General features: G+C 37.0%; 20 protein-coding genes and 1 pseudogene. 14 read left to right on the top strand and 7 right to left on the bottom strand.

The genetic code is table 11. The features are described 5' to 3' along the window. Nucleotides 1–187 precede the first annotated feature (187 nt). Entirely contained in the window at nt 188–1,450 is a 1,263-nt protein-coding gene (locus tag ACIQLB_RS04875) for a dicarboxylate/amino acid:cation symporter (protein WP_400721613.1), read from the bottom strand. A 436-nt stretch (nt 1,451–1,886) separates the two neighbouring features. On the opposite strand from ACIQLB_RS04875, the gene ACIQLB_RS04870 reads away from it, so the two are divergent. The 6 genes and pseudogenes from ACIQLB_RS04870 to ACIQLB_RS04845 all read left to right on the top strand — a co-directional run bounded on the left by ACIQLB_RS04870 (nt 1,887) and on the right by ACIQLB_RS04845 (nt 9,697). Next, nucleotides 1,887–3,488 (top strand): ATP-binding protein, encoded by a 1,602-nt coding sequence (locus ACIQLB_RS04870; RefSeq protein WP_400721611.1) that lies wholly within the window; start codon nt 1,887–1,889, stop codon nt 3,486–3,488. Further along, on the top strand, nt 3,489–4,193 hold the full coding sequence (locus ACIQLB_RS04865; RefSeq protein WP_370045937.1) for a response regulator: 705 nt from the start codon (nt 3,489–3,491) through the stop codon (nt 4,191–4,193). Between the two features lie 285 nt (nt 4,194–4,478). After that, a complete protein-coding gene (gene mprF / locus ACIQLB_RS04860) occupies nt 4,479–7,001 on the top strand; it encodes a bifunctional lysylphosphatidylglycerol flippase/synthetase MprF (RefSeq protein ID WP_400721607.1) in 2,523 nt (840 codons plus the stop codon). A 397-nt stretch (nt 7,002–7,398) separates the two neighbouring features. Beyond that, nucleotides 7,399–8,364 carry a S66 family peptidase gene (locus tag ACIQLB_RS04855; RefSeq protein WP_400721605.1) on the top strand — a complete coding sequence of 322 codons (966 nt, stop codon included), beginning with the start codon at nt 7,399–7,401 and terminating at the stop codon, nt 8,362–8,364. A gap of 20 nt (nt 8,365–8,384) precedes the next feature. Beyond that, a complete protein-coding gene (locus tag ACIQLB_RS04850) occupies nt 8,385–8,882 on the top strand; it encodes a GNAT family N-acetyltransferase (protein WP_400721602.1) in 498 nt (165 codons plus the stop codon). A gap of 18 nt (nt 8,883–8,900) precedes the next feature. Continuing rightward, a pseudogene (locus ACIQLB_RS04845) lies at nt 8,901–9,697 on the top strand (S66 family peptidase). 41 nt (nt 9,698–9,738) lie between these two features. Here ACIQLB_RS04845 and ACIQLB_RS04840 read toward each other — a convergent pair. Continuing rightward, nucleotides 9,739–10,284 (bottom strand): GNAT family N-acetyltransferase, encoded by a 546-nt coding sequence (locus tag ACIQLB_RS04840; RefSeq protein ID WP_400721600.1) that lies wholly within the window; start codon nt 10,282–10,284, stop codon nt 9,739–9,741. Nucleotides 10,285–10,507: 223 nt separating this feature from the next. On the opposite strand from ACIQLB_RS04840, the gene ACIQLB_RS04835 reads away from it, so the two are divergent. Continuing rightward, nucleotides 10,508–12,076 (top strand): glycoside hydrolase family 10-like protein, encoded by a 1,569-nt coding sequence (locus tag ACIQLB_RS04835; RefSeq protein WP_400721597.1) that lies wholly within the window; start codon nt 10,508–10,510, stop codon nt 12,074–12,076. Between the two features lie 74 nt (nt 12,077–12,150). Here ACIQLB_RS04835 and ACIQLB_RS04830 read toward each other — a convergent pair whose 3' ends face one another. Then, nucleotides 12,151–15,240: an efflux RND transporter permease subunit gene (locus tag ACIQLB_RS04830; protein WP_400721594.1), complete on the bottom strand. Its 3,090-nt coding sequence runs from the start codon at nt 15,238–15,240 to the stop codon at nt 12,151–12,153. Nucleotides 15,241–15,339: 99 nt separating this feature from the next. On the opposite strand from ACIQLB_RS04830, the gene ACIQLB_RS04825 reads away from it, so the two are divergent. Then, complete coding sequence (locus ACIQLB_RS04825; RefSeq protein ID WP_400721591.1) at nt 15,340–16,173, top strand: TetR/AcrR family transcriptional regulator; 834 nt, start codon at nt 15,340–15,342, stop codon at nt 16,171–16,173. Nucleotides 16,174–16,556: 383 nt separating this feature from the next. On the opposite strand, the gene rnjA is transcribed toward ACIQLB_RS04825, so the two are convergent. Both rnjA and ACIQLB_RS04815 read right to left on the bottom strand, forming a co-directional pair. Further along, nucleotides 16,557–18,224: a ribonuclease J1 gene (gene rnjA, locus ACIQLB_RS04820; protein ID WP_400721588.1), complete on the bottom strand. Its 1,668-nt coding sequence runs from the start codon at nt 18,222–18,224 to the stop codon at nt 16,557–16,559. A gap of 5 nt (nt 18,225–18,229) precedes the next feature. Then, a complete protein-coding gene (locus ACIQLB_RS04815) occupies nt 18,230–18,439 on the bottom strand; it encodes a DNA-dependent RNA polymerase subunit epsilon (protein WP_370045955.1) in 210 nt (69 codons plus the stop codon). A 448-nt stretch (nt 18,440–18,887) separates the two neighbouring features. Here ACIQLB_RS04815 and ACIQLB_RS04810 point away from each other — a divergent pair, with 448 nt between their 5' ends. Beyond that, nucleotides 18,888–19,658: a Cof-type HAD-IIB family hydrolase gene (locus tag ACIQLB_RS04810; protein WP_400721583.1), complete on the top strand. Its 771-nt coding sequence runs from the start codon at nt 18,888–18,890 to the stop codon at nt 19,656–19,658. 52 nt (nt 19,659–19,710) lie between these two features. Here ACIQLB_RS04810 and ACIQLB_RS04805 read toward each other — a convergent pair whose 3' ends face one another. Continuing rightward, nucleotides 19,711–20,061, bottom strand: a complete 351-nt coding sequence (locus ACIQLB_RS04805; RefSeq protein WP_400721699.1) for a DeoR/GlpR family DNA-binding transcription regulator — start codon at nt 20,059–20,061, stop codon at nt 19,711–19,713. On the opposite strand from ACIQLB_RS04805, the gene ACIQLB_RS04800 reads away from it, so the two are divergent. Continuing rightward, entirely contained in the window at nt 19,999–20,169 is a 171-nt protein-coding gene (locus ACIQLB_RS04800; RefSeq protein WP_400721702.1) for a hypothetical protein, read from the top strand. The two genes, ACIQLB_RS04805 and ACIQLB_RS04800, sit on opposite strands and share 63 nt — an antisense overlap. 88 nt (nt 20,170–20,257) lie before the next feature. Here the strand turns inward: ACIQLB_RS04800 and def are convergent, their stop codons facing one another. Further along, entirely contained in the window at nt 20,258–20,815 is a 558-nt protein-coding gene (gene def / locus ACIQLB_RS04795) for a peptide deformylase (protein WP_400721580.1), read from the bottom strand. Nucleotides 20,816–21,208: 393 nt separating this feature from the next. Between def and pdhA the strand changes: the two genes are divergently transcribed. The 4 genes from pdhA (at nt 21,209) to lpdA (ending at nt 26,515) form a co-directional block, all read left to right on the top strand. Then, nucleotides 21,209–22,324, top strand: coding sequence for a pyruvate dehydrogenase (acetyl-transferring) E1 component subunit alpha (gene pdhA, locus ACIQLB_RS04790; RefSeq protein ID WP_049668279.1), 1,116 nt, complete (start codon nt 21,209–21,211; stop codon nt 22,322–22,324). Nucleotides 22,325–22,327: 3 nt separating this feature from the next. After that, nucleotides 22,328–23,305 carry an alpha-ketoacid dehydrogenase subunit beta gene (locus ACIQLB_RS04785; protein ID WP_400721577.1) on the top strand — a complete coding sequence of 326 codons (978 nt, stop codon included), beginning with the start codon at nt 22,328–22,330 and terminating at the stop codon, nt 23,303–23,305. A 448-nt stretch (nt 23,306–23,753) separates the two neighbouring features. Further along, entirely contained in the window at nt 23,754–25,094 is a 1,341-nt protein-coding gene (locus ACIQLB_RS04780) for a dihydrolipoamide acetyltransferase family protein (protein ID WP_400721574.1), read from the top strand. A 5-nt stretch (nt 25,095–25,099) separates the two neighbouring features. Next, nucleotides 25,100–26,515, top strand: coding sequence for a dihydrolipoyl dehydrogenase (gene lpdA / locus ACIQLB_RS04775; RefSeq protein ID WP_400721572.1), 1,416 nt, complete (start codon nt 25,100–25,102; stop codon nt 26,513–26,515). Nucleotides 26,516–26,616 lie beyond the last annotated feature (101 nt).

Genomic DNA, 26,616 nt, shown 5'->3' with positions numbered 1-26,616 from the left:
GCATATGGATTTCGACGTTTCGATCACTTTCGAGCAAAAATCTTATTAAATTTAAAGTATAAAGAAATCGGAGTTCATTTGGGCTAACGTGCTGAGAGATTAGTGCACCCCAACATTTGACTTAGAACCTTCTTGATAAAGTAATTAATGGATAATCATGGGCATAGTTTTCGTCTAGGCTAAAGCGCTAGGATACAATAGTAGTTTTTCCTTGAAGCGCACGTTCTTGCATTTCTACATCAAACTCTTTTTCAGATTTTGATACGACTACACAAGCTACACCGTTACCAATTAAATTTGTTACAGCACGTGCCTCAGACATGAAGCGGTCAACACCAATTAATAGCGCAATCCCTTCGACTGGAATCATTGGGAAGGCAGCAAGTGTCGCTGCTAATGTGATAAAACCAGAACCAGTTACACCAGCTGCTCCCTTGGATGTAATCATTAAAATCCCAAGAAGTGTAATAATCTGAATCCACGTCAATTCCATTCCGTATGCTTGTGCAATAAATAATGCAGCCATTGATAGGTAGATGGAAGTTCCATCAAGATTGAAGGAATAACCAGTTGGTACTACTAAGCCAACAACTTGTTTAGAGCAGCCAAAGTTTTCTAATTTACGCATCATAGATGGCAAGGCAGATTCAGATGATGAAGTACCAATTACTAAGAAAATCTCCTCTTTAATATAAGCAATAAATTTGAAAATGTTGAAGCCGAAGAATTTTGCAATCGTTCCTAAAACAAAGACTACGAACAAGAACATTGTAATATATACTGCAGCCATTAATAGGCCTAAGTTACCTAACGATTTCAAACCAAAATTACCAATCGTATAGGCCATTGCACCAAAAGCACCTATTGGAGATATTTTCATTACCATACTTACGATTTTGAAGAAAATCTCTGCCACTTGTTCAAAAAATGTGATGACAGGTTTTGCAGGTGCTCCAATAGAAGCAGCAGCTAAGCCGAACAAGATTGCGGAGAATAACACAGGAAGTAATTGTCCTGTTGCAAGTGCACCTACTACGTTTTCGGGAATAATGCTAGAGATGAAAGCACCTAAGCCTTGCTCACTTTCTGCAGCAGCGGTTGTATATTTTGAGATGTCAGCTTCGGAAGCACCTGATGTATCTAATCCAGTACCAGGGCTAACGATCATTGCAACAGCAATACCGATTGCTAAAGCAATGGTAGAGACGATTTCGAAATACAGTAACGCCTTTCCTCCGATTTTTCCAACCTTTTTCATATCTCCCATACTACCGATTCCAATTACAACTGTTAAGAAGATAATAGGGGCGATTAACATTTTAATTAGCTTAATGAATAAGTCTGCCAGAATTTTAAGGCTTGCACCAAACTCAGGGAAGATTGCCCCAACAATAACCCCTAGAATGATCGCAGCTATAACCTGAACGGTCAGATTTTTCAGTAATTTCACTGTATGCTACCTCTTTTCTAAATTTTCTCTTTGATATCGTTTTCACTAGATTTATCATAGCGAATCCTTTTAGAAAAAAGAGATTTAGAAAATAAGAAACATATCGTTCATTAAGTACATTCATCCATATTTTAAATAAAATGTAGTGTTTTCAATAACTCAAGCTGTTATGATGCTCTGTAAATAATTCACTATTGTTATAATACAAAAATAATTAATGATAGAAAATTTTGTTTTATGTCAATTTTCGTAATATTGTTCATTAAGTTCATGACTTTCTCCTACTTATGTCAACTAAAAGTGTTGTCAAAAGATTTTTTTGAAGATAATCTTAAAAGCATATCATTGATAGAAGTGACATTCTGAGCCTGAGTAAAATCCGTCCATTAGGCTTTTCTAATAGTGAAATGCAAATTTGGAAAGGAAGAAATTTTAAATGATAAAAATGCCTGTAAACGGCAAAATCCTGTTAGTGACATTTTTAATCATTGCATTCTCCTTTTTACTTGGTGGCATTTTTGTACTTGGAAACCTCTTAACTGAGCAAGAAAAGGAGTTTGGTCAGCGTGCTATGCTTGTTGCGCGGACTGTATCAAATGTGCCCGAAATCAGTATGCATTTGAAAAATGACAATATTAAAGAAGCGGCGAAAAATGTCAATAAAATTGTAGATGGAATTCGTGTTGTTAATAAAGCAGAGTATATTGTTGTAATGAATATGGATCGTATTAAACTATCTCACCCAGTCAGTAAAGAAATAGGGCAGCGTAGTGAGTCACAGGATTTAAATGCTTCCTTTAGTGAGCATTATTATGTATCGAAGGCACAAGGGGAAGCCGGTGTAATGATTCGAGCTTTCGTCCCCATCATTGATGACAAAAAAGAACAAGTAGGTATTGTCGTTGTAGGGTATTCACTGCCAACTTTTATAGAAATGTTGCAAAATTATGAGCATGAAATTTTTATTACTTTTCTTATATCGCTTGTTTTTAGTATTTGGGGGGCATATACACTTGGCCGACATATTAAAAAGCAAATGTTTGGGCTTGAGCCTCATGAGATTGCAAAGATGTATGTGGAACGAACAGAAACTTTCAATGCTATGCATGAAGGCATTATAGCGGTCGATAAAGGAATGAATATTACAATTTTTAATGAAAAAGCAGCTGATATATTAGGAGTTACTAGAAAGATAGAGGATTGTATTGGGGAAAAGATTTATGATGTTTTACCTGACACACGATTGCCTGAAATTGTTGAAACAGCAACGCCTGTATACAATCAAGAGCTCTACATCAATCATCATAGTATTTTGAGTAATCGTGTCCCGATTATTGTAAATGGAGAATTAGTCGGAGCAGTTGCCATGTTTAAAGATTTAACAGCGGTGAAAAAGCTTGCGGAAGAGGTAACGGGTGTTAAAGCTTTTGTGCAAGCACTGCGTGTACAAACACATGAGCATAAAAATAAGCTTCATACTATTGCAGGACTTCTGCAATTGGGACATACAAAGCAAGCGCTTGAATACGTTACAGCTACTACCGAAAATGAAGCTTCTTTAACGAAGTTTTTGAATGAACGCTTCCATAATGAAAATATTTCAGGATTATTGCTAAGTAAAGTTAGTTATGGCAAGGAATTAGGCATACAAGTAGAAATCGATCGAAAAAGTCATTTTAAACGCTTTCCACCATTATTAGATCACAACGATTTTGTCGTCTTGTTAGGAAATTTAATTGAAAATGCATTTGAAGCGCTAAATGTTCTTTCAAAGGATGATAAATATGTAGCGATTTCTGTAGATGAGCATGACGGTGTGCTAGCAATTGCTGTTTCTGATAATGGAATCGGGATGTCTGAAGGGGTGCAAGCTCGTATGTTTGAAAATGGATTTTCTACAAAGGCAAGTGAGAATCGCGGTATTGGCTTGCATCTAATACATGAAATCGTAAGAAAAGGTAATGGCGATATTGAGGTAGTGAGTGAATTTATGAAAGGGACAAGTTTCTTAATCTTATTCGAGTTAGGGGAAGAGTAGATGGATGTAATAAATGTGTTATTAATTGAAGATGATCCGATGGTACGAGAAGTGAACAGGCAATTTATTGAGCAAATCAAAGGATTTTCACTGATAGGCTATGCTAGTAATGGGATAGAAGGGGTAGAGAAGATTAAACAATTAAACCCTGAACTTGTCTTTATGGATATTTTTATGCCAGAGCAGGATGGTATTATTACGCTAGGAAAAATTCGTGAAGAACATATTCCAGTTGATGTTATTGCCGTAACTGCTGCGAATGATATGCCTACTGTGCAGCGAATTTTACACCTAGGCGTCTATGATTATATTATGAAACCTTTTACGTTTGAACGAATTGAACAAACTTTAAAAAATTATCAAGCTTATAGAAAGAAAATAAGTGGTATGCAAGATCTAACACAGCATGATGTGGATCATCTAATGCAGCAACGTATCCCTGAGCAAATAGTTGTTCCTCCAATCACTGAGACAATCATAATTGACGAGCTACCAAAGGGTTTTAACCGAGCAACATTAGACAAGGTACTTGCCTATATTCAAGAGAGTAACGAAGCCGTATCAGCGGAAGAAGTGTCCACGTATATTGGAACGGCTCGTGTAACAGCTCGACGTTACTTGGATTTTTTAGAAAAACAAAATTTATTAAAAGTAGATATACAATATGGAAGTGTGGGACGTCCTATCCATCGATATTATATTTAATTTATTTCAGCGGGTGTCCAAACACCCGCTGAAATAAGTAATTGATTCTAAATTGGTTGTCTTATAAAGCTGTTTAATACATCTTTTATAGGGCAACCTTTTTAGTAACTAAAAATATGCTTTATCCCACGAGACAAACTTTCTTTGACAATACATATAGCATAGAATACGCTACAATAATGGTATATTAGTCTTAAAAGGACGTTTTTATGAAAAAAGAATCTGCTGTCAATGAACTTAGATATTTAAAGTTTCGAGAAAGCTTATGAGGAGTAGGTTTAACACATGTTCAACGTTCGAAAAGAGTCGCTATTTAAATTTTTGAAAATTCTATTTCCATTAGCACTTTTAGCAATAGCAATTTATGAAATTCTACAAACGATAAGTGGGATAGATGTTCATTTACTTCAGAAGGAAGTTAATGAATTGCAGATATGGAAGCTATTATTTATTCTTTTCATCACCTTTTGTGCTATTACACCGATGATTTTTTATGATGTTATTTTAGTGAAAATAGTAGGAATCAAAATAAACAACCGTATTTTGCTGAATCATTCATTTATTGTGAATACCTTTTCAAATCTTATAGGCTTTGGTGGTTTAGTTGGTGTATTTCTGCGTAATTATTTCTATTCGAAATATAAAGAGGATAAGGAAGACTTGTTAAAAAGCATTGCCTCCGTTACACTCTTTTATTTAACAGGGATTTCGCTGTTAGCTTGGATTATGTCTATATTCTTTTGGGACTTCCCATTGCTAAAAGAAGTACGATGGTTAAAAATAGCGGTTATTCTTGTCAGCTTATATGTTCCGATTTTTATTGCTATACTCATCATTCGCAATAAAAAAGCAGGTTCTATAACTCCGAAGATTTCCCTTCAATTGATGGCAACTTCAGTAACTGAATGGCTTGCGGTCTTTTTAGTTATCTGGATATTAACTTTTATTTTGAAGATACCAATAGAATTATCTGGATTAATTCCCGTATTTCTAATTGCTTCCTGTGCGGGAATTGTCAGTATGATACCTGGTGGAGTTGGCTCATTTGACCTTGTTTTTTTATGGGGGACACAAAGTTTAGGAATCGCTGATGAAAAGGTCCTTTTTCTATTAATTTTGTACCGGATTGGCTATTTTGTGCTTCCATTTTTGGTTTCTGCCCTTTTATTTGTAAAAGAATATTGGAATCGTTGGAATGAATCGTGGGATGACTTGCCGAATGTTATTTTTCAGAAGCTTAGTCACACGTTATTAACGATATTGGTATTTCTCTCTGGTATTGTATTATTGCTATCAGCGTCGGTGCCAGGTATTTTAAGCCGACTAAAAATAGCTCAGGAATTTCTATCTTCACCAATCATGCATGTCTCCCATCAAATGACTGTTGCAGCTGGCTTTATTCTCTTAGGGTTATGTAGGGGGATTAAATATAAAGTAAAAAGGGCATACCAGCTTTGCCTCATTGTGCTAAGTAGCTCTGCACTATTTTCAATTTTTAAAGGCTTGGACTATGAAGAAGCTATTTTTTTATTGATTGTCGCAGGGCTGTTAATTGCCTCAAAAAAACAATTTTACCGTGAAAGTAACGTTTTGACATGGGGAATCGTTTTGATTGACCTTGCCGCAGTGACAATTATTACTGTGATGTATGTATTGATTGGTTATGTGAACTTACCTACTTCCAAAATTCGTATTCCAGCCACTCTACAGGAATATATCATTACAGATTACCGAGACCTATTTTATAGTGCAGTAATTGGCATCCTAATAGCAATTGTCATTTTTTGTATAGGTTATTTTATCCGTGCACCTAAGAAAATGGAAAAGCTTTTATCGAGGGAGCAAGAAGAAAGAATCAAAAATCATTTGATGTCCTATAAAGGGACGGAGTATTCACATTTAATTTTTTTACATGACAAGTTTGTACATTGGAATAAACAAGGTACAGTTTTATTTTCTTATCAAATATTTGCTGATAAAATCGTTGTACTGGGAGATCCAGTAGGAGATGAAGCTGATTTTTTATCTGCTATTCAGGAGTTTTTGGAATTGGCGGATAAGCATAGTTATACACCGGTGTTTTATGAAATTAACAATAAGATTTTTCCTTCGTTACATGAGCATGGGTATAGTTTTTTTAAGCTTGGCGAGCAAGCTTTTGTAGACTTAGATAAGTTTACACTCGCTGGTAAGGGAATGAAGGGACGTCGAGCGGTAAAAAATAAATTTGAACGAGAAGATTTTACAGTTGAACTAGTAAGTCCTCCTTACTCACGGGAATTAATGAGTGAATTGGAGGAAGTGTCTACGAAGTGGTTGCAGGGAAGGGCAGAAAAAGGTTTTTCTCTTGGCTTTTTTGATGAACACTATTTAAACACTTCAAACATTGCCGTTTTACGTGGAGTAGAAGGAGTTATTGGCTTTGCCAGTCTCATGCCAATGTACGATAATGGCGAAAGACTCTCAGTAGATCTCATGCGTTTTAAGCCAGGAGCTCCATCTGGGACGATGGATTTCATTTTCCTATCGCTCTTTGAATGGGCAAAAGCAGAAGGCTATCATGTTTTTAATATGGGGATGTCGCCATTGTCAAATGTCGGACAATCCAGGTATTCTTTTTTAAGCGAAAAAATTGCAGCACAAATATTTTTACATGGGCAGCACTTCTACCATTTTAAAGGATTAAAAAACTTTAAATTAAAATATGCAGATTTTTGGGAGCCAAAGTATATAGCGTATCGAAAAAAATCTTCATTACCATTTACAATGGCACAAGTTACGCTATTAATAGGCAAAAAGAGAAAATAAGTAGCAAAGGTCTCACACTGCTTGCATAGAGAAGAGTGGGAAGCTAATTAAGGGTTAGAAGGACCAGCATAATTAAACGCATTGGTCGCACAGCCAATACAAAAAAAGATGCATTGCAAAATTACTTTGCGATGCATCTTTTTTGATGGATTTTTTATCGTTGGAAGAACAGCGGATATCGCTGATAAAAGAGCCGGAATCGCTGATAAAGGAGCCAGAATTGCTATAAACAACAAGCAAAGCCGGTAGATGTGAAAAATCAACTTTTCATTACACGATGATATAAAACACATGAAAAAATTGTAATTTTATATTTGATTTTCCATTAGCGCTTTGTAATAATAGAGAAAATTTTAGTTCTAGATGAAAAATTAAAACTTATAAGGGGGGGAGCAGTTTGCGTATTCCGAATAAATTGACAGTAGGTGATGAAATACGTGTTATCGCACCTAGTCGCAGTGCGGCAATCATCACAGCAGAAGGCGCTGAACAAACAACGAAAAAACTTGAAGAGTTAGGCTTTACGGTATCCTATGGGCGTCATATTTTTGAATGTGATCTCCAACATTCATCATCAATTGAGCATCGAGTTGCTGACATTCATGATGCCTTTCGTGATGAGAATGTAAAGGCTGTATTAACAGTCATTGGTGGTTATAACTGTAATGAGGTATTACCCTATTTGGATTACGACATGATAGCAAATAACCCAAAAATATTTTGTGGTTTCAGTGATATCACAGCTTTAGCAACAGCTATTACAAAAAAATGTGGATTTATTACATATTCAGGTCCTCATTTTTCTAGCTTTCGTATGGAACAGGCACAAGACTATCAGTTAATATATTTTCAACAATGTTTAATGAACAATACACCATATACGATTAAAGCATCAAACGTATGGAGTGATGACGCATGGTATTTAGATCAACATAATCGTCATTTTGAAGCAGCTAGCTGGAAGGTGTATTCTGACGGAGAGGCAAGTGGACAATTATTTGGTGGAAATTTATGTACGTTAAATTTACTTCAAGGGACACCGTATATGCCTGATCTATCGAATAGTATTTTATTTTTAGAAGATGATGAAATAGTTAACCCAGAAATATTTGCCCGTGATTTCACCTCATTATTACAAGCCACTACCAATATTAAAGGAATAGCGATAGGGCGTTTTCAAAGAGCTTCTAATATGACAGAGGAGCAGCTACGTTTTATTTTAGATAAGCATCCCAATTTAAAAAGAATACCAGTTATCTATGATGTTGATTTTGGACATACACAGCCAATCTTTACGTTCCCTATCGGTGGTGAAATTCAAATGAACACGAAAGACTTGATGATACATGTCACTAAATTTTAGGCAGTAGGGGGTTAATAAAAATGTTAATAAGAGAAGCAATACGTGAAGATGCTGAACAGATCATAGCTGTCATAAAAAATGCGGAAGAGTCTAATTTAATGTTATTCGGGCCAGGTGAACGAAAGTTAGAGACTGAACAATTTACTAAATTTATCGAGAATATTCACAATAACAGCCATTCAACTTTATTTATAGCTGAAATTGAAAAGAGAGTAGTTGGTTATTTAATTGTTCAAGGTAATAATATGCCATCTAGAGTTTCACATCGAGCCTATATTGTCGTAGGCATCCATAGTGATTTTAGAGGAAGAAAGATTGGTACTGCATTATTTAGTCATCTTGACGATTGGGCAAAAGAAAAGGGCATGCATCGCTTGGAACTGACAGTAATGGCGAACAACACTGCAGGGGTAGCATTATATGAAAAAATGGGATTTGAAATTGAGGGAACTAAGAGACATTCCTTATATGTTGATGGGGAGTACATTGATGAATATTTTATGTCAAAAATATTGTAAGACAAAGGGTGTGTGTATATGAATTCTAGAACTAGAATTATTAATATCGGTATTTTTTCACCATCTTCACCCGCATCCATCAATGCACTATCTCGATATAAGCGTGCAAAAGCTTTTCTTGAACAAAGAAATATAAACTTAATTGACTAACTGGTAAATCTGATATTTATCGTTCAGGTACTCCTAAAGAGCGCGCTGAGGAATTGAATGAATTATTACGTGATTCAAACGTCCACATCATCATGTCGACAATAGGTGGTACAAATTCAAACAGTATGCTGCCATATATTGATTATGAGGCATTTCGAAGCAATCCAAAAATCGTCGTTGGTTATTCTGATGCAACGGCAATATTACTGGCACTTACGGTGGAAAAAAAGTTATATAAAAATGAATGGGTGACGGTTCAAGAAGGAGTTGCTGAAGGTAGATTAATTGGTGGCAATGTAAATGCTATGTATGGATTTATTGGTACTTCTTATTTCCCGAAAATTAATGATGGAGATATCTTATTAATAGAAGATTGCGCTAAAAATACGGCTATCGTTGAGAAGAATTTTGCAATGCTGAAATTGCATGGTGTATTCGAAAAAATAAGTGGCATTATTTTAGGTAAGCATGAGCGTTATGATGATCTAGGAACTGGACGTAAACCGTATGAAGTCCTGCTTGAACAGTTAGATGACATCGATATCCCGATCTTAGCAAAATTTGATATTTGCCATACTCACCCGATGCATCCAATTGCTATTGGAAAACAAGTAAGATTAGATGCAACGGCTAAAAAAGTCTATTGTATTGAGAGATGGTTGTAAATTAACTAGCCCTGCAGGTTTTTTGCAGGGCTTAGTTTCATTTAAGACCCGACGTAGTCATCTTCTGTAATAGCGTACATTTTAACATTTTGATGAATTCCCTTAATAAACATACTTTTTCGTAAAATCCCCTCAAAAAGCATCCCTGATTTTTCCATTACCTTTTGAGATCCGATATTTTCTTCAAAGCATCGCGCTTGAATTCGAACTAATCCTAATTCGTTAAAACCAAAATCAATTAATTTTTTTGCCGCTTCTGTCGTTATCCCTTTATTCCAATAAGCTTCAGAAAGTACATAACCAATCTCTGCGAATTTATGTGTCTCGTTAACCGATACGAAATCAATGGTGCCAACTAATTTTTGTTCAAATTCAATACCCCAAAACAAATGATTACCTTGCTGATAACCATCTAAAATTAGTGCCATAAAAGCTCTTGTATCCTCAATGCTTGTATGAACTTGCCATGTCACATATCGTGCTACACTTTCGCAAGAAGCATAATCGAACATAGCCTCTAAATCTTGCGGTGAAATAGGTCTTAAAAGTAGCCTTTCAGTTTTTAAACTAGGTATAGAATATTTCATTCATTTACCCTCCTTTACAATATTATATGAAAAAGTCTATTCCATTTCATATAATATTGGGTTGTACGTTTATCGATAGAAATGGCTAGCTCCGACATCTAAACACTCTTGATGAAAAATTCATACTTCCTCGAAAATCGAAAAGAACATTCGGGCTTCGAAGACGTGCATATAGCGAGCACTTGTCATATACTAAAATAGAAAAATAGCAAATGGAGGAAATATGAGAAAGAAAACTAGTAAATGGAAACTCGTCACATTAGTCGCGATGATTATTATGTTATGCCTATCGACAATCCCTGCAAAGACAGCAATGGCAAGCACTACACAGCCGAAAAGGGAAATGCGGGCTGTTTGGATTTCAACGGTTCTTAATATTGATATGAAAGCAGGCATGACTAAGGAGCAGTACACGGTTTGGACGCGTCAAACATTGGATCAATTAAAAGCAAGTAAATTGAATACTGTTATTTATCAAGTAAGACCAACAAATGATGCAATGTATGCATCTGAGCTGGCGCCATGGTCGTCCTACATAACAGGTAAAAAGCAGGGCACAAATCCTGGTTACGATCCTCTTACGATTATGGTAGAGGAGGCACATAAAAGGGGTATGGAGCTGCATGCATGGATGAATCCTTATCGTGTAACAATGTCTGGACAACAACTAACAGACCTTGCTGCCGATAATGTGGCTAGAAAAAATCCAAACTGGGTTGTCAAATATGGCAAGCAATATTATTTAAATCCCGGTTTACCAGAAGTGCAGAACTATTTAGTTGATACAGTAAGAGAGCTAGTAGCCAATTATGATATTGATGCAGTCCATATGGATGATTATTTTTATCCATACAAAATTGCTAATGAAGCTTTTCCGGATCAAGCAGCTTACAAAAAATACGGTGTTTCTTTTAAAAAGGTGGAAGATTGGCGACGAAATAATGTCAACCAGCTTGTAGAAAATCTTTACACTGCCATTAAAGACACAAAGCCATATGTTCAATTTGGTATCTCACCATTTGGTGTATGGCGCAATAAATCGTTGGATAAAACAGGAAGCGATACGCGAGCTGGTGTCAATAATTACGATGATTTATATGCAGACGTCAGAACATGGATTCAAAAGGGCACGATCGATTACATTACACCACAAGTTTATTGGTCAAGAACATTAGCTGTTGCCAAATATGGTACGTTATTGGATTGGTGGAGCCATGAAGTACAAACCTATGCACAGACACATCCTGTTCAGTTGTATATTGGACTTGCCGACTATAAAGTAGGGAATGACAGTGATGGGGCATGGAAAAATAAGATGGAGCTACCTAGCCAAATTATGGCGAATCGTTCGGAGCAAGTAGCAGCCAAGGGACAAATGCATTTCTCCCTAAAAAGTATTCAAAATAATAAACTGGGCTATTCAACGATTGTTAAACAGCAACTATATAATTACACAGCACTGACACCAGATACAACTTGGAATGGTGACACAGTGCCGAGCGAGCCAACTTTTGTACAAGTGACAAAGGAAGCGGCTGGTCGCAAGATTGAAATTATAGACGAAAATGAAGCACAACCACGCAAGTATGTCATTTATCGTTTTACAGGGAACAGAGAAGGTTCTTATAATGACCCTCAAAATATAGTGGATGTTGTTTATAATATGGATGGCATCACCCAGTTTGTGGACAAGACAGCTCTTGCTAAGGGTAGCTACACATACGGCATTACGGCTGTATCTGCTACAGGTGTGGAAAGCAAGGAAGTTTTTGTGGTGAAAGAAGATCAGTAAATAGCTTATGATTAACAAAACAGCCACTCACGCGATGACCGCATGAGTAGCTGTTTTTTTGAAGTTTCACTTTATTAATCTTCTTCAATATCTTTTCGGTTTTTCTTTAACATTTTAGATAACATTTCATATACGATTGGTACAACTACTAATGTTAACAATGTTGAAGATAGTAAACCACCGATTACTGTAATTGCTAAGTCTTTTGAAATTAGACCACTACCACCACTACCAAGTGCCATTGGAATCATCGCACCGATTGTTGCTATGGCAGTCATTAGGATTGGACGTAAACGAGTTGCACCTGCCTCTAAAATGGCCTCGCGCATAGCAAGTCCGCCACGTTCCATATGAATAATGCGGTCTACTAATACGATGGCGTTTGTTACAACGATACCGATCAGCATTAATAATCCCATCATAACAGAAACAGAAATTGTTTGACCTGTGACGAACAAGCCGACAAATGCACCAATTACTGCGAATGGAAGTGAGAACAGGATAGCGAATGGTGCTAAACCTTCACCGAATGTTACTACTAGGATGAAGTAAACGATAGCAATTGCCGCTAACATGGCAATTCCAAGCTTCGTGAATGTTTCTTGCATATCGGCAGCAACACCACCAACGCCAGTCGTTACACCTTTAGGTAAATCTAATTTATCGATTTTTTTATCAGCCGCTGAAGTTGCTTTTGAAATATCGTCACCGATAATCGTACCAGAAACTTTTGCGAAATATTCACCTTTTGAGCGAGATAATTTGTTTAATGTAGTGCCTTCTTCTACTTTTACTAACTCACCGATTGTCATTGTTGTGCCTAAAGCTGTTTGGATTTTAGTAGCTAATACATCATCAAGAGATTTAGCTGCAGCTTTTTCTTCATGTTGTACAATAACATCAATATCTTCACCATCATACTGAACTTTAGTTAGGACTTCTGATGATGTATTTTGATTTAAAGCCATTACAATTTGAGCAGTAGTTAAACCGTATTGTAGAACATTCTTTTGATCCACTTTTAGGATATGCTCAACAAATGGATCTTCAGTATCAGACTTAATGTCTTCTAAACCATCAACTTCTTTTAATGCGCCTTCTACTTGTTTCACTGCTTTGCGAAGCTTATCTAAATCTTCACTATATAATGTGTAACTTACTTCATTTGAAGACGACGACATTGATGAGAAGTTTTGAGATTTCCATGTTCCTGATTGACCGATGTTAGTTACATAGTCTTCAACTTCTTGACGTGCTTCAGGGAAGTCCTTCATATCTGGATCGAAGATGAGGTACATTAAGGCACCACCAGCACCGCCACCCATCATCATTGCCGAAGGATCAACATGTTTAGGGTCATTGATCGAAACTTGTAAAATATTAACGTCTTTACGTTTCATTAATTCTTTTTCAACTTTTGCAACATTTGCTTCTGTATCTTTCATTAGCTCGCCTGTACCAGGAGTGTAAGTTAAGTACATAACCTTATCTTCTTGTGAGCCCATGAAACTGAAGCCAATAAGTGGTGCTAAAGCAAGAGAACCAACAAGCAATACAATCGCTATAACTGATGTAATGATTTTATGATTTAATGCTTTTGCTAGTACATCTTTATACCAAAGAGCTAGTTTACCAACTTCTTTATGTTGACTTTCTTTTTTCTCACCGTATATTTTTTTACGGAATAGGAAGTGAGATAGAGCTGGAACAATTGTAATCGCCACTATTAATGAAGCACCTAGCGCAAACGACATTGTTAACGCAAACGGCATGAATAATTCACCAACCATACCGCCTACAAACATTAGTGGGGCGAATACTGCTACAGTTACTAATGTAGAAGAAAGGATTGGTTTGAACATTTCAATTGTCGCTTCACGAATAAGAGCGCGACCTGTTAGTTTTTCATCTTTTAAATGGATACGTCGATAAATATTTTCAACAACTACAATTGAGTCATCGATTACACGACCAATCGCCACGGTTATCGCGCCGAGAGTCATAATGTTTAATGTGATATCCATCCAGTTTAATAGTAGTAATGCCATGAATACTGAAACTGGGATTGAAATAATCGAAATAATTGTTGATTTGAAATCACGTAAAAATAGTAAAATAATTAATACGGCAATGGCACCACCGAATACCGCTTTTTCAATCATTGTAAAGACTGAATCTTCAATTGGTTTACCTTGGTCAAGTGAGATATCCACTTTTAGGCCGTCCAATGATTTTTCTTCGGCCTTCATTAAATCCTTCACTGCATTTACGACTTTTACCGTATTTGCATCTTGAGCTTTCACGATTTGAATCGCAATTGCATCTTTGCCGTTTGTACGTGATACGGATTGTACTTTACCTTCTACTGCAATCGTTGCAATATCGCCTAAGCGAACGAATGGTGAAGGATTTGTAGCTGAAGGTGTAACTGGTATTAATAAGTCTTTTAACTCATCGATAGATTTAACTTTACCGTCTACTGAAACGGCCTGTTCACCTACAGTAAATTGATATAAACCAAGTGAAAGTGACATATCACTTGCTTGAATCATTTGCTTGACAGAATCCTCTGTTAAGCCAAGAGCAGCCATTTTTGCTTTATCATATTTAAATGATATTTCATTAATGTGCTGACCATTGATAGTTGCTGAAGCAACGCCATCAATTTTTTCGATTTTAGGAAGTAGAATGTTTTCTACTGTTGACGTTAATCCAACAATATCTTCCTTAGAGCTACTAACCGATAAACCGACAACGGGCATCATATTCATGCTAATTGCCATAACTGTCGGTTTTTGAGCACCTTCAGGTAATTTTATACCTTCTAAAGCGGACTCTAATTGGCGCTTTTTCTCATCCATATCAATTCCGTAGTCGTATTCAACTTGAACTTGAGCTACGTTTGAAGAGGAATTTGAGTAAACAGCCTTTACATCTTCTAAGCTTTCTATTGACTTTTCAAATGGTATGGAAAGCTCATTCATAACCTGTTCAGGTGTTGCACCAGGATAAACACCCATTACAATTAAATATGGTATAGAAATGTCAGGTATGGATTCCATTTTCATTCTTGTACCTGAATAAATACCAGAGACAGTGATGATAATTGTTAATAACCACACTGCCAATTTGTTTTTCAATACGAAATTAACTAAACCTTTCACCTTCACACCTACCCTTTATTGACTAACTAGATTTCGTTATTTATACTAATGACTAATCGGTCATTTGTCAATGAAATACATTAGGAGAGAATTAAAAGTATGTTAAAAAAACAACTTATTATGGAGAAAGCATTGGAGCTATTCTCAGAACAAGGCTTTGAAGCTACATCTGTACAACAAATCACAGAACGATGTGGAATTTCAAAAGGTGCATTTTATTTATCTTTCAAAACAAAAGACGAGCTTCTAATTTCCATGGTAGAGTATTTTCTACAACAGTTTGTCACTGACGTTGACCAAGTAGTCAGAAGTTCACTTAGTAAAGATATTATTTTAGTTGAATTTTATAAAAGTATTTTTCAAGCATTTAAAAACCATGCTGCATCTGCCCGTGTTTTTTTTAATGAAAAAGTACTTCTTACAAAAAAAGAGTTGTTTCAAAAAATAATTGCCTATGATGTTGAGATGTCTAAGTCGATTATCTATATGCTTGAGCAGCTATATCAGGGTGAACTTCAGGAGACAAAATATGATGTTATGTATTGTATTAAAGGATTTATGAAAAGTTATTCAGAACTATTTATTTTTTCCGATATACCACTCGATTTAGATCAATTGGCTAAATCTCTAGCTGAAAAGACGGAGATCATTGCACGGCATACGACGATACCATTTATAACAGAAGAACTCGTTCGATTAACAGAAAAACCTTGTAATGAAGAAGTTTCACAGGAATCTTTGCTAGAATTAATCGAACAATATCTAGATGGCTTAGAAGACACTATAGAACGCGAGTCGCTTGAATTATTAAAATTTCAAGTTAAAAACCCAACCTATAGTAAACCGATTATAAAAGGTTTAATTGAAAACATACGCTTGCGACCAGATTATCGTTGGGTTGCTTATGTAATAGCTAAATACTTTAATATTTAGGCATAAGGATAGGATTGCTTACTCTAACGGGTGAGTAATCCTATTTTTATCTTCATTCAGAAATGTTTTCTGTGCGATAGCTAAAATTCTGTCAATGAAATTGATGGAGATTAAAAAATGGCCGTACAAAAAAATGAAGTGTTTAGCGGCAATTATGTAATGGTCTAGGTGATTAGAAGTGATTGCAGTGTTTCAAAAAGCGCTACAATAGGGACATGATTCCATTCAATTAGCCATTTCTTGAACTACTCTAATTATTTTCGAATCTTATTGTCATTGAAATGATTTTAGAGTCGTCATACTATATACGAAAAAAGAAGCAAAGAGGTTTCAAAAAATTGTAAAAAAAACTACGCAATTTTGCGTAGTTTTTTGTAATGAGGTTAAACCTCCATAATAATCGGTAAAATCATAGGTCGACGTTTTGTTTTTTCAAATAAATATGGTCCTAATACGTCAGTGATTTCATTTTTTAGCTCAGTCCATTGAGGTGTTTTACCTTGAATTGTCTCGTTTAGGTGACGATTTAACATTTTTTGCGCTTCGTTAATCATCGTACCTGACTCACGCATGTAAACAAAGCCTCGAGAAATAATGTCTGGGCCGGAAACAATTTTTTGATTTTCCATATCCACACTGACAACAACGATCACTAAACCTTCTTCAGAAAGAATGCGTCGATCACGTAATACGATATTGCCGATATCTCCAATACCATTGCCGTCAATATAAACGTCTCCAGAAGGGATACGACCTGCTACGTGTGCCTCATTGGCACTTAATGCTAGCACGTCACCATTCTCCATAACGAATGTGTTTTTAAGTGGAACATCACAATCTTCTGCTAGATGAGTATGCATTTTCAACATACGGAATTCACCGTGAATCGGCATAAAGAATTTCGGTTTCATTAAGCGCAGCATCAATTTTTGTTCTTCCTGAGAACCGTGACCAGAAGTATGGATATTATTTAGTGCACCATGAATAACTTCTGCACCAGCACGGAAAAGTAAGTTGATGATCTTGTTTACACTTACCGTATTTCCTGGTACTGGTGAAGAAGAGAAGATAACTGTGTCACCAGGCTGGATTTGGATTTGACGATGTGTACCGTTGGCAATACGAGAAAGGGCTGCCATCGGTTCACCTTGAGAGCCTGTACACAATATCATTACTTCATTGGCAGGAAGACGATTAATGCTTTGGGCATCAATAAATGTATCCTTTGGCGCATTAATATAGCCTAGTTCACGACCAAGTGTAATGGCATTATCCATTGAACGTCCGAAGACAGCAATTTTTCTTCCGTATTTTATTGCAGCATCCGTTGCTTGTTGTAAACGGTAAATGTTGGATGCGAAAGTTGCGAAAATAATACGGCTATCAACCTTACGGAAAATCTCATCGATACTTTTTCCAACTGTACGCTCTGACATTGTGAAGTTCGGCTTTTCTGCATTTGTACTATCTGAAAGTAAGCACAGTACTCCATCACGGCCGATTTCAGCCATTTTTGTTAAGTTGGCTGGCTCGCCTACAGGTGTAAAGTCAAATTTAAAGTCACCGGTATGCACGATGTTACCAGGTGGTGTTTTTACAACAACTCCGTAAGCGTCTGGAATACTATGTGTTGTTCTAAAGAAGCTAACAGATGTTTTTCTGAACTTAATAACATCCTCTTCTTTAATTTCGATAAGCTTTGTAGTACGTAGCAAGCCATGCTCGTCTAACTTATTGCGTAATAAGCCAAGTGCAAGCTTACCACCGTAGACAGGGACATTTACTTGACGTAATAAGTAGGGAATACCACCAATATGGTCTTCATGACCATGTGTAACAAATAATCCTTTAATTTTGTCGACGTTGCGTACTAAATACGTATAATCCGGAATTACATAGTCAATGCCGAGTAAGTCGTCTTCTGGGAATTTAATACCTGCATCAATTAAAATGATTTCATCTTGAAATTGAACGCCGTAAGTGTTTTTGCCGATTTCGCCCAGTCCGCCGAGCGCGAAAACAGCTGCTTGGTCATTTTTAACAAACTTCATGTTTGTTAAATTTCCTCCAAGATGAAGTTCGGACTTGCTTGTTCGTAGACTAAATAGTTACCTTCAAGCAGTTGAACGAACTCGATGTTGTAGTTTCGGTCTTGTAGCTTTTGACGTACTTCGCGTTCTGAAGCAGCTTCAAGGTATAGACTTTTAGTGTTTTCGCGAACTGGAATTTCATTTGCATTTTCTTGATAATAAACTTTGTAAATCATAGTTTGCTCTCCTTTTATTGCGTACAATTTTATTGCACCTTGACTAATACCACGCACGTACTACAAGGAAAAACAGCAAATTTCTAGATACTAAGGATGAAATTAGGTGTTTGAAGTTCTTGTATCTCAATGCTACAATCCAGACGTAATTACAACAAGGTGTAATTGAATAAAGCAATGAGACAGTGGTTGCACATAGCCAAATAAATGCATTTCCTTTATATTATCACGCAGTTACTCTAAAATAAAGAAAAGCCCTTCAAATAATGAAGGGCAAATGTTAGGCAATTGATTTTTTTCCGAGTATGCCGCGAAGTTGCTTCAACAATTTTCGTTTGAGTTTCTTCAGCATGGCACATCACTCCTTAGGATCATTATAATAAAAAATATTACCTCGGTAAAGTTATTAACCTTTGCAGTTATATTACATAATGAAGGGGACTATAAGATGAAGAAAATATTATTTTTTGATGTAGATGGTACACTTTATAATAGTGAGAAAATATTACCTGATTCTGCGAAAAAAGCGCTTTTTGAAGCTCGTCGTAATGGATATGAGCTAGCGATTGCAACTGGGCGTGGACCTTTCATGATTCAATCCTTGCTAGAAGAGCTAGATATTAATACGTATGTGACATTTAACGGACAATATGTTGTTTATCGTGGTGAAGTTGTCTATACAAATGGTGTTGAGAAAGACAAGCTAGCCAAAATCATTGCCTTTGGTGAAGCGCGAAATGAACCTGTAGTATTTTTAGACGACAAACGAATGATTGCATCTATAGGAAATAACGATATGGTAGTAGAAAGCTTAAATACATTAAAATACCAGTATCCAACTATAGACTCAACTTATTATATGCAGAACGACGTCTATCAAACACTTATTTTTATGGAAGAAAAAGATGAACATTTATATCGTGAAGCATTTCCAAATGTGCAGTTTGTGCGCTGGCATCGCTATTCTTGTGATATTTTACCAAATGGAGGCTCGAAGGCTGTTGGTATTGAAAAGATCCTTAAGAAAATGGGGCTGACATTAAATGATGCCATTGCTTTTGGAGATGGTATCAACGATATTGAAATGCTGCAGGCTGTTGGGACAGGCGTGGCGATGGGGAATGGACATGAGAGAGTAAAGGCTGTTGCTACTCATATTGCAGAGCATGTAGATGAGGACGGTCTTGCTAAAATCATGCACCAATTAAATATTATCTAATGAAGCAACTAGTTGGAGGAATTGACTACAACTAGTTGCTTTTGTATTTGAATTATTCAGTGTCTTTGTTTGTATTTACAAGTTTCAACTGTACACCTTTATCTGTGAAATGATTGATAGTGTCTTTAGAGAGTGCGTAATCTGTGATAATCATATCTACCTCATGTACTGGACAAACTTGAATAGCGACATCTTTGTTGAATTTCGAAGAGGCTGCTGCTACATAGACAGTTTGAGAAATATTTATAATTTGTTTCCGGGTGATAGCTTCTTCTAAATTGAAATCTGAAATTCCTTTTTCGATCGAGACCCCACAAGCGCAAATAAAAGCTTTATTAATATGAAGGTGATCGAAGCGGAAGAGGAAATCATTAGACGTTACAGATTTTTCAGAATGACGAATTTTACCGCCGATGATGATCACTTCGATATTGGAGGCACGATGGAAGAACTGCCTGCACTGCTGGGGAAAATTAATGAACGTTTAGAACAAGGGATAGAAATGGCATAAAAATAATTGGGATATTTAAGTTAGACCTGAGTGAAAGTAGACCCCGCAGTTTACAATAACTGCAGGGGTTTGCTTTCTTTCTGTGCTCCTAATCGCGCTCATATGGTATAGAATCTGGAATTTCCACAAATGGATTTTTTTCATTGATGCGATCGTAAAACATAATGCCGTTAAGGTGGTCTAATTCGTGTTGGAAGGCTATAGCAGGTAAGCCTTTAAGTCTCATTTTTTTCTCTTCACCGTCAATTGTTTTAAATTTAACTGTGACGCGAGCATGACGTGGTACATAGCCTGGAACATTGCGATCTACAGAAAGACAACCCTCACCCGCTGCAAGATATGTGTTTTCTACAGAGTGGCTAACGATTTTTGGGTTGATTGCTACAAAACTTAATTGTTCCCCATTCTCATCAGTTAAATGAAGGGCAAACATTCGATGTAGGCTATTTACTTGATTGGCAGCTAATCCAATGCCGCTACGTAAATTATATTTATCTGCCATTTCAGGATCTTGGCTGTTTTTTAAGTATTGAAGCATGTCTTCTGCAAGCTGTCTTACTTCATCAGTTAAAGGGAATTTAACCTCTTCAGCTTTTGTGCGTAAAGTCGGATGACCTTCGCGAATAATATCATCCATTAAAATCATATATGAATCTTCCTTTCAACTTTGTAGTGCTTACTTATAATTATACATCACGAATTAAAACAATCACATGAAAAAAGACCTTATTTGAATATACTTAAAAAATTTTTCTACAGCTATTAGATTGTCTAGAACTGGGGCATTCTACTATTGGTAACATGTAGGGAAACTTAATAATTGTGTACTTCAAACAAATTGTTATAATACAGTTCTTGTTAATTGGTGGTACAGTATAAAACAGGGTTCTTTAATCGTTATCTTAGAAAAAATCTTTGTTTGTACGCGTAATATATGATTGACCGACAGTATTTTATTCAGTATACTGAGTGCAAAGAATAAGTTGTACTAGTTGAAATGGTGATTTATTTTAATACAGCTGAAAGGGAGATGTGACAAATGGGCAAGAAAAACAATAATATTTTTGACGCTAAACAAACGCTAACTGAAATAGAAGATAAGTTTGAAATGTTTCAAATTTTGAATGAAGAAGGCGAAATTATAAATGACGAGGCAGACCCAAAGTTATCTGATGAGGAGCTAGTTGAGTTAATGACGCGTATGGTTTATACACGTATTTTAGACCAACGTTCTATCTCTCTTAACCGTCAAGGTCGATTAGGTTTCTATGCACCAACGGCTGGTCAAGAAGCTTCACAACTTGCTTCACACTTTGCATTAGAAAAAGAAGATTGGATTTTACCAGGTTACCGTGATGTACCACAAATCGTATGGCATGGTTTACCTTTAGATAAAGCGTTTTTATTCTCGCGTGGTCATTTTATGGGGAACCAAGTTCCTGAAGGTGTAAACGTATTAGCACCTCAAATCATTATCGGTGCACAATATATCCAAGCTGCAGGTGTAGCGCTTGGTATTCAAAAACGTGGTAAAAAGGCTGTAGCTGTAACTTATACAGGTGATGGTGGTTCATCGCAAGGGGATTTCTATGAAGGCATTAACTTTGCAGGTGCGTTTAAATCACCAGCAATCTTCATTGTACAAAATAACCAATTTGCAATTTCAACACCTCGTGAATTACAAACAGCTGCGAAAACAATTGCTCAAAAAGGTGTAGCAGCTGGCTTACCAAGTATTTTAGTAGATGGTATGGATGCGCTAGCAGTTTACGTAGCAACACGTGATGCACGTGAGCGCGCAGTTAATGGCGAAGGTCCAACTTTAATTGAAACAATGTGCTATCGCTATGGTCCTCATACAATGGCAGGGGATGACCCAACGCGTTACCGTACATCTGATACAGATAATGAATGGGCACAAAAAGACCCTCTTGTACGCTTCCGTAAATATTTAGAGGCGAAAGGTCTATGGGATGAGCAAAAAGAAGAAGCTGTTATTGAGCGTGCGAAAGAAGAAATTAAAGAGGCGATCAAAAAAGCCGATGCTGCTCCAAAACAAAAAGTAACACAGTTAATGGAAAACATGTATAAAGGCGAAATGCCATCTAATTTAAAAGAACAGTATGAAATCTACAAAGAGAAGGAGTCGAAATAACCTATGGCACAAATGACAATGATTCAAGCAATTACAGATGCACTTCGCACAGAATTAAAGAATGATGAAAACGTTCTTGTATTCGGGGAAGATGTAGGTGTCAACGGTGGGGTATTCCGCGCAACTGAAGGCCTACAAAAAGAATTCGGTGTTGACCGCGTATTCGATACACCATTAGCAGAATCAGGTATTGGTGGTTTAGCAATCGGACTTTCTCTACAAGGTTTCCGTCCAGTTCCTGAAATACAGTTCTTCGGTTTTGTTTATGAAGTAATGGATTCAATTAGTGGTCAATTAGCACGTATGAGCTATCGTAGCGGTGGTGTCTATAATGCACCAGTAACAATCCGTTCTCCGTTTGGTGGTGGCGTGCATACACCTGAAATGCACTCTGATAGCTTAGAGAGCTTAATGACAGCACAGCCAGGTTTAACGGTTGTTGTTCCATCAACACCGTACGATGCTAAAGGCTTACTGATTTCATCTATTCGAAATGATAACCCAGTCATTTTCTTAGAGCATTTAAAATTATATCGTTCATTCCGTGAAGAGGTACCTGAGGAAGCATACGAAATTCCACTAGGTAAAGCGGATGTAAAACGTGAAGGTAAAGATCTAACAATTATTGCCTATGGTTTAATGGTTCACGAAAGCTTAAAGGCTGCAGAAGAGCTAGAAAAAGAAGGCCACTCTGTAGAGGTTATTGATTTACGTACAATCCAACCAATTGATATTGAAACAATTATTGCGTCAGTTGAAAAAACAGGTCGTGCAATCGTTGTACAAGAAGCTCAAAAACAAGCTGGTATTGCTGCAAATGTTGTGGCTGAGATTACAGAACGCGCGATTTTAAGCTTAGAAGCACCTGTACTTCGTGTAGCTGCACCAGATACTGTGTACCCATTCCCACAAGCTGAAGGTGTTTGGTTACCAAACTTTAAAGATGTAATGGAAACAGCGAAAAAAGTTTTAACATTCTAACTTCTTTCAGCGAAGTCTCCCACTTCTATAGGTGGTGTGATGAATGCGGTTTGAAGTCACTTTTCAGCGGGTGTCCAAACATCCGCTGAAATAAAGGAACTCAGTCTAAGAACGCCACGTCCTGTGGCAATTTATCTGTGCGAAAGCGAAGCGACAGCAACACATGACTGAGTGACCAACATCCTGTTGGCCTAAAGCCTCCGGCGGATGTCACAGAATCGGAAAGGGATGCTTAAAGGAAGTTAGCCTAAAATCATCGCATCCATGCGATAACGGCTAACTGACCTGCATCGGTAAAAACGCCACGTCCTGTGGCATTACCGAAATGACCGACATCGTGTCGGCCCTCGTGCAGGCCTAAGCACAAAGCCGATTCCGGACGCAATTATGCCGAGGCATAATTGATTGTAGCTTCTAAACGACGGTAATATAGAAAGGATGGGTACACATGGCATTTGAATTTAGATTACCAGATATAGGCGAGGGTATTCACGAAGGCGAAATCGTGAAATGGTTCGTTAAAGCTGGAGATACAGTAAAAGAAGATGATATTCTTTGTGAAGTACAAAATGACAAAGCAGTGGTAGAGATCCCTTCTCCGGTTGAAGGGAAAGTAGAGGAAGTTTTAGTAGGAGAAGGCACAGTAGCGGTTGTTGGTGATATCTTAATCCGTTTTGATGCACCTGGCTATGAAGACTTAAAACTAAAAGGTGATGACCATGCTGAAGCGAAAACAGAGGCTCAAGTTCAAGCGACAGCTGAGTATGGTAAGGAAGTAGTAAAGGCACCTGTTGAAGCTGAGCAGGCTCCAGAGAAAACTCCTGAGAAGTCTGAAGCTGTTGTAGTAGCAGAAGATAATAAGCGTATCATTGCAATGCCTTCCGTACGTAAATTTGCACGAGATAATGATGTGAATATTCGTGAAGTTAAAGGTACAGGCAAAAATGGACGTATTTTAAAACTAGATATTGAGAATTTCCTAAAAGGTGGAGGCGTTGTAGAAGCTGAAGTAGCACCAGTGGCTAATGAAGAAGCTATTCAACAAGAAACAACTACACAAGCAGCACCAGTAGTCCTTGAAGGTGAATTCCCAGAAACACGTGAGAAAATGTCGGGCATTCGAAAAGCGATTGCAAAAGCGATGGTTCACTCGAAACAAACGGCTCCACATGTTACACTAATGGATGAAGTCGATGTAACAGCTCTAGTAGCACATCGCAAAAAATTCAAAGATATCGCTGCTGAAAAGGGTGTAAAATTAACGTACTTACCATACGTAGTTAAAGCGCTTATTTCAACTTTACGCGAATTCCCAGAATTTAACCGCTCATTAGATGATGCAACGCAAGAAATTATTCAGAAGCATTATTATAATATTGGTATTGCAGCAGATACAGAAAAAGGCTTGCTTGTACCAGTTATTAAGCACGCGGATCGTAAATCTGTTTTTGCAGTATCAAACGAGATTAATGAATTAGCGACTAAAGCACGTGAAGGCAAGCTTGCACCACATGAAATGAAGGGCGCTTCGATGTCTATTACGAATATCGGCTCTGCAGGAGGACAATGGTTTACTCCGGTAATTAATCATCCTGAAGTAGCAATTCTAGGTATTGGTCGAATTTCAGAAAAACCTGTAATAAAAAATGGTGAAATTGTAGCCGCACCTGTGTTAGCATTATCATTGAGCTTTGATCATCGTATGATTGATGGAGCCACTGCGCAAAATGCTTTAAATCACTTAAAGCGTTTGTTAAGTGAACCAGAATTATTATTAATGGAGGCGTAACAAAAATGGTAGTAGGAGATTTTCCAATCGAAACAGATACTCTTGTCATTGGTTCAGGTCCTGGAGGATATGTAGCAGCAATCCGTGCAGCTCAAACTGGCCAAAAAGTAACAATCGTTGAAAAAAATGTACTTGGTGGTGTGTGCTTAAACGTAGGTTGTATCCCATCAAAAGCATTAATTTCAGTAGGTCACCGTTTTGAGCATGCTAAACATTCAGATGACATGGGTATCATCGCTTCTGATGTGAAATTAGACTTCTCAAAAGCACAAGCATTTAAAGACAGCGTTGTTAAAAAATTAACTGGCGGTGTTGAAGGCTTACTTAAAGGTAATAAAGTTGAAATTGTACAAGGTGAAGCTTATTTCGTTGACGCTCATTCAGTGCGTATCATCAATGGTGAATCTGCTCAAACTTACACATTTAACAATGTAATTATCGCAACAGGTTCTCGCCCAGTTGAAATTCCAACATTTAAATTCTCTGATCGCGTACTAAATTCTACTGGCGCACTTTCTTTACAAGAAGTACCAGGTAAATTAGTTGTTATCGGTGGAGGCTATATTGGTACAGAGTTAGGTTCAGCTTATGCTAATCTTGGCTCACAAGTAACAATTATCGAAGGCGGAAAAGATATCTTAGCTGGTTTCGAAAAACAAATGACACAAATAGTGAAAAAAGGCCTTAAAAAGAAAGGCGTTGAAATGGAAGTAAACGCATCTGCAAAAGGCGTTGAAGAAACAGAAAACGGCGTAGTAGTAACATATGAAGTTGGCGGAGAAGAGAAAAAAGTTGAAGCTGACTATGTATTAGTAACTGTAGGTCGTCGTCCAAATACAGATGAAATGGGCCTAGCTGAAATCGGTATTGAATTCGGTGAACGTGGTCTTATCAATGTTGACAAACAATGTCGTACAAATATTCCAAACATCTATGCAATTGGTGATATTGTATCAGGTCCTCAACTTGCTCATAAAGCATCTTACGAAGGTAAAGTTGCTGCTGAAGCAATCGCTGGTGAAAAATCAATCGTTGATTATTTAGCTATTCCTGCTGTATGCTTCACAGATCCGGAAATGGCAACAGTTGGTTATAACGAAGATGAAGCGAAAGCTGAAGGCATTGAATACACTGCAGCGAAATTCCCATTCGCAGCAAATGGTCGTGCACTTGCATTAAACCAAACAGAAGGTTTCGTGAAGCTTGTTGCGCGTAAAGAAGACGGCTTATTAATCGGTGCTCAAATCGTAGGTGCTGGTGCATCAGATATGATCGCTGAAATGGGCTTAGCAATTGAAGGCGGCATGACTGCTGAAGATATTGCGTTAACAATCCATGCTCACCCAACATTAGGTGAAATTACTATGGAAGCTGCTGAAGTATTACTTGGCAACCCAATCCATATTGTAGCTAAAAAATAATAAAGTTTATGAAAACGGCTATAAAGCATTTGCTTTATAGCCGTTTTTTTTATTGAATAATTATTGTTTCAATGAAATTAAGGTGTCATATTAAATAAAGT

Source organism: Lysinibacillus sp. NPDC092081, from assembly GCF_044755845.1.
In the GTDB taxonomy this organism is placed as follows: Bacteria; Bacillota; Bacilli; order Bacillales_A; family Planococcaceae; genus Lysinibacillus.
The sequence above is the reverse complement of the archived record's forward strand: the minus strand, read 5'-3'. Positions and strand labels throughout refer to the sequence as shown.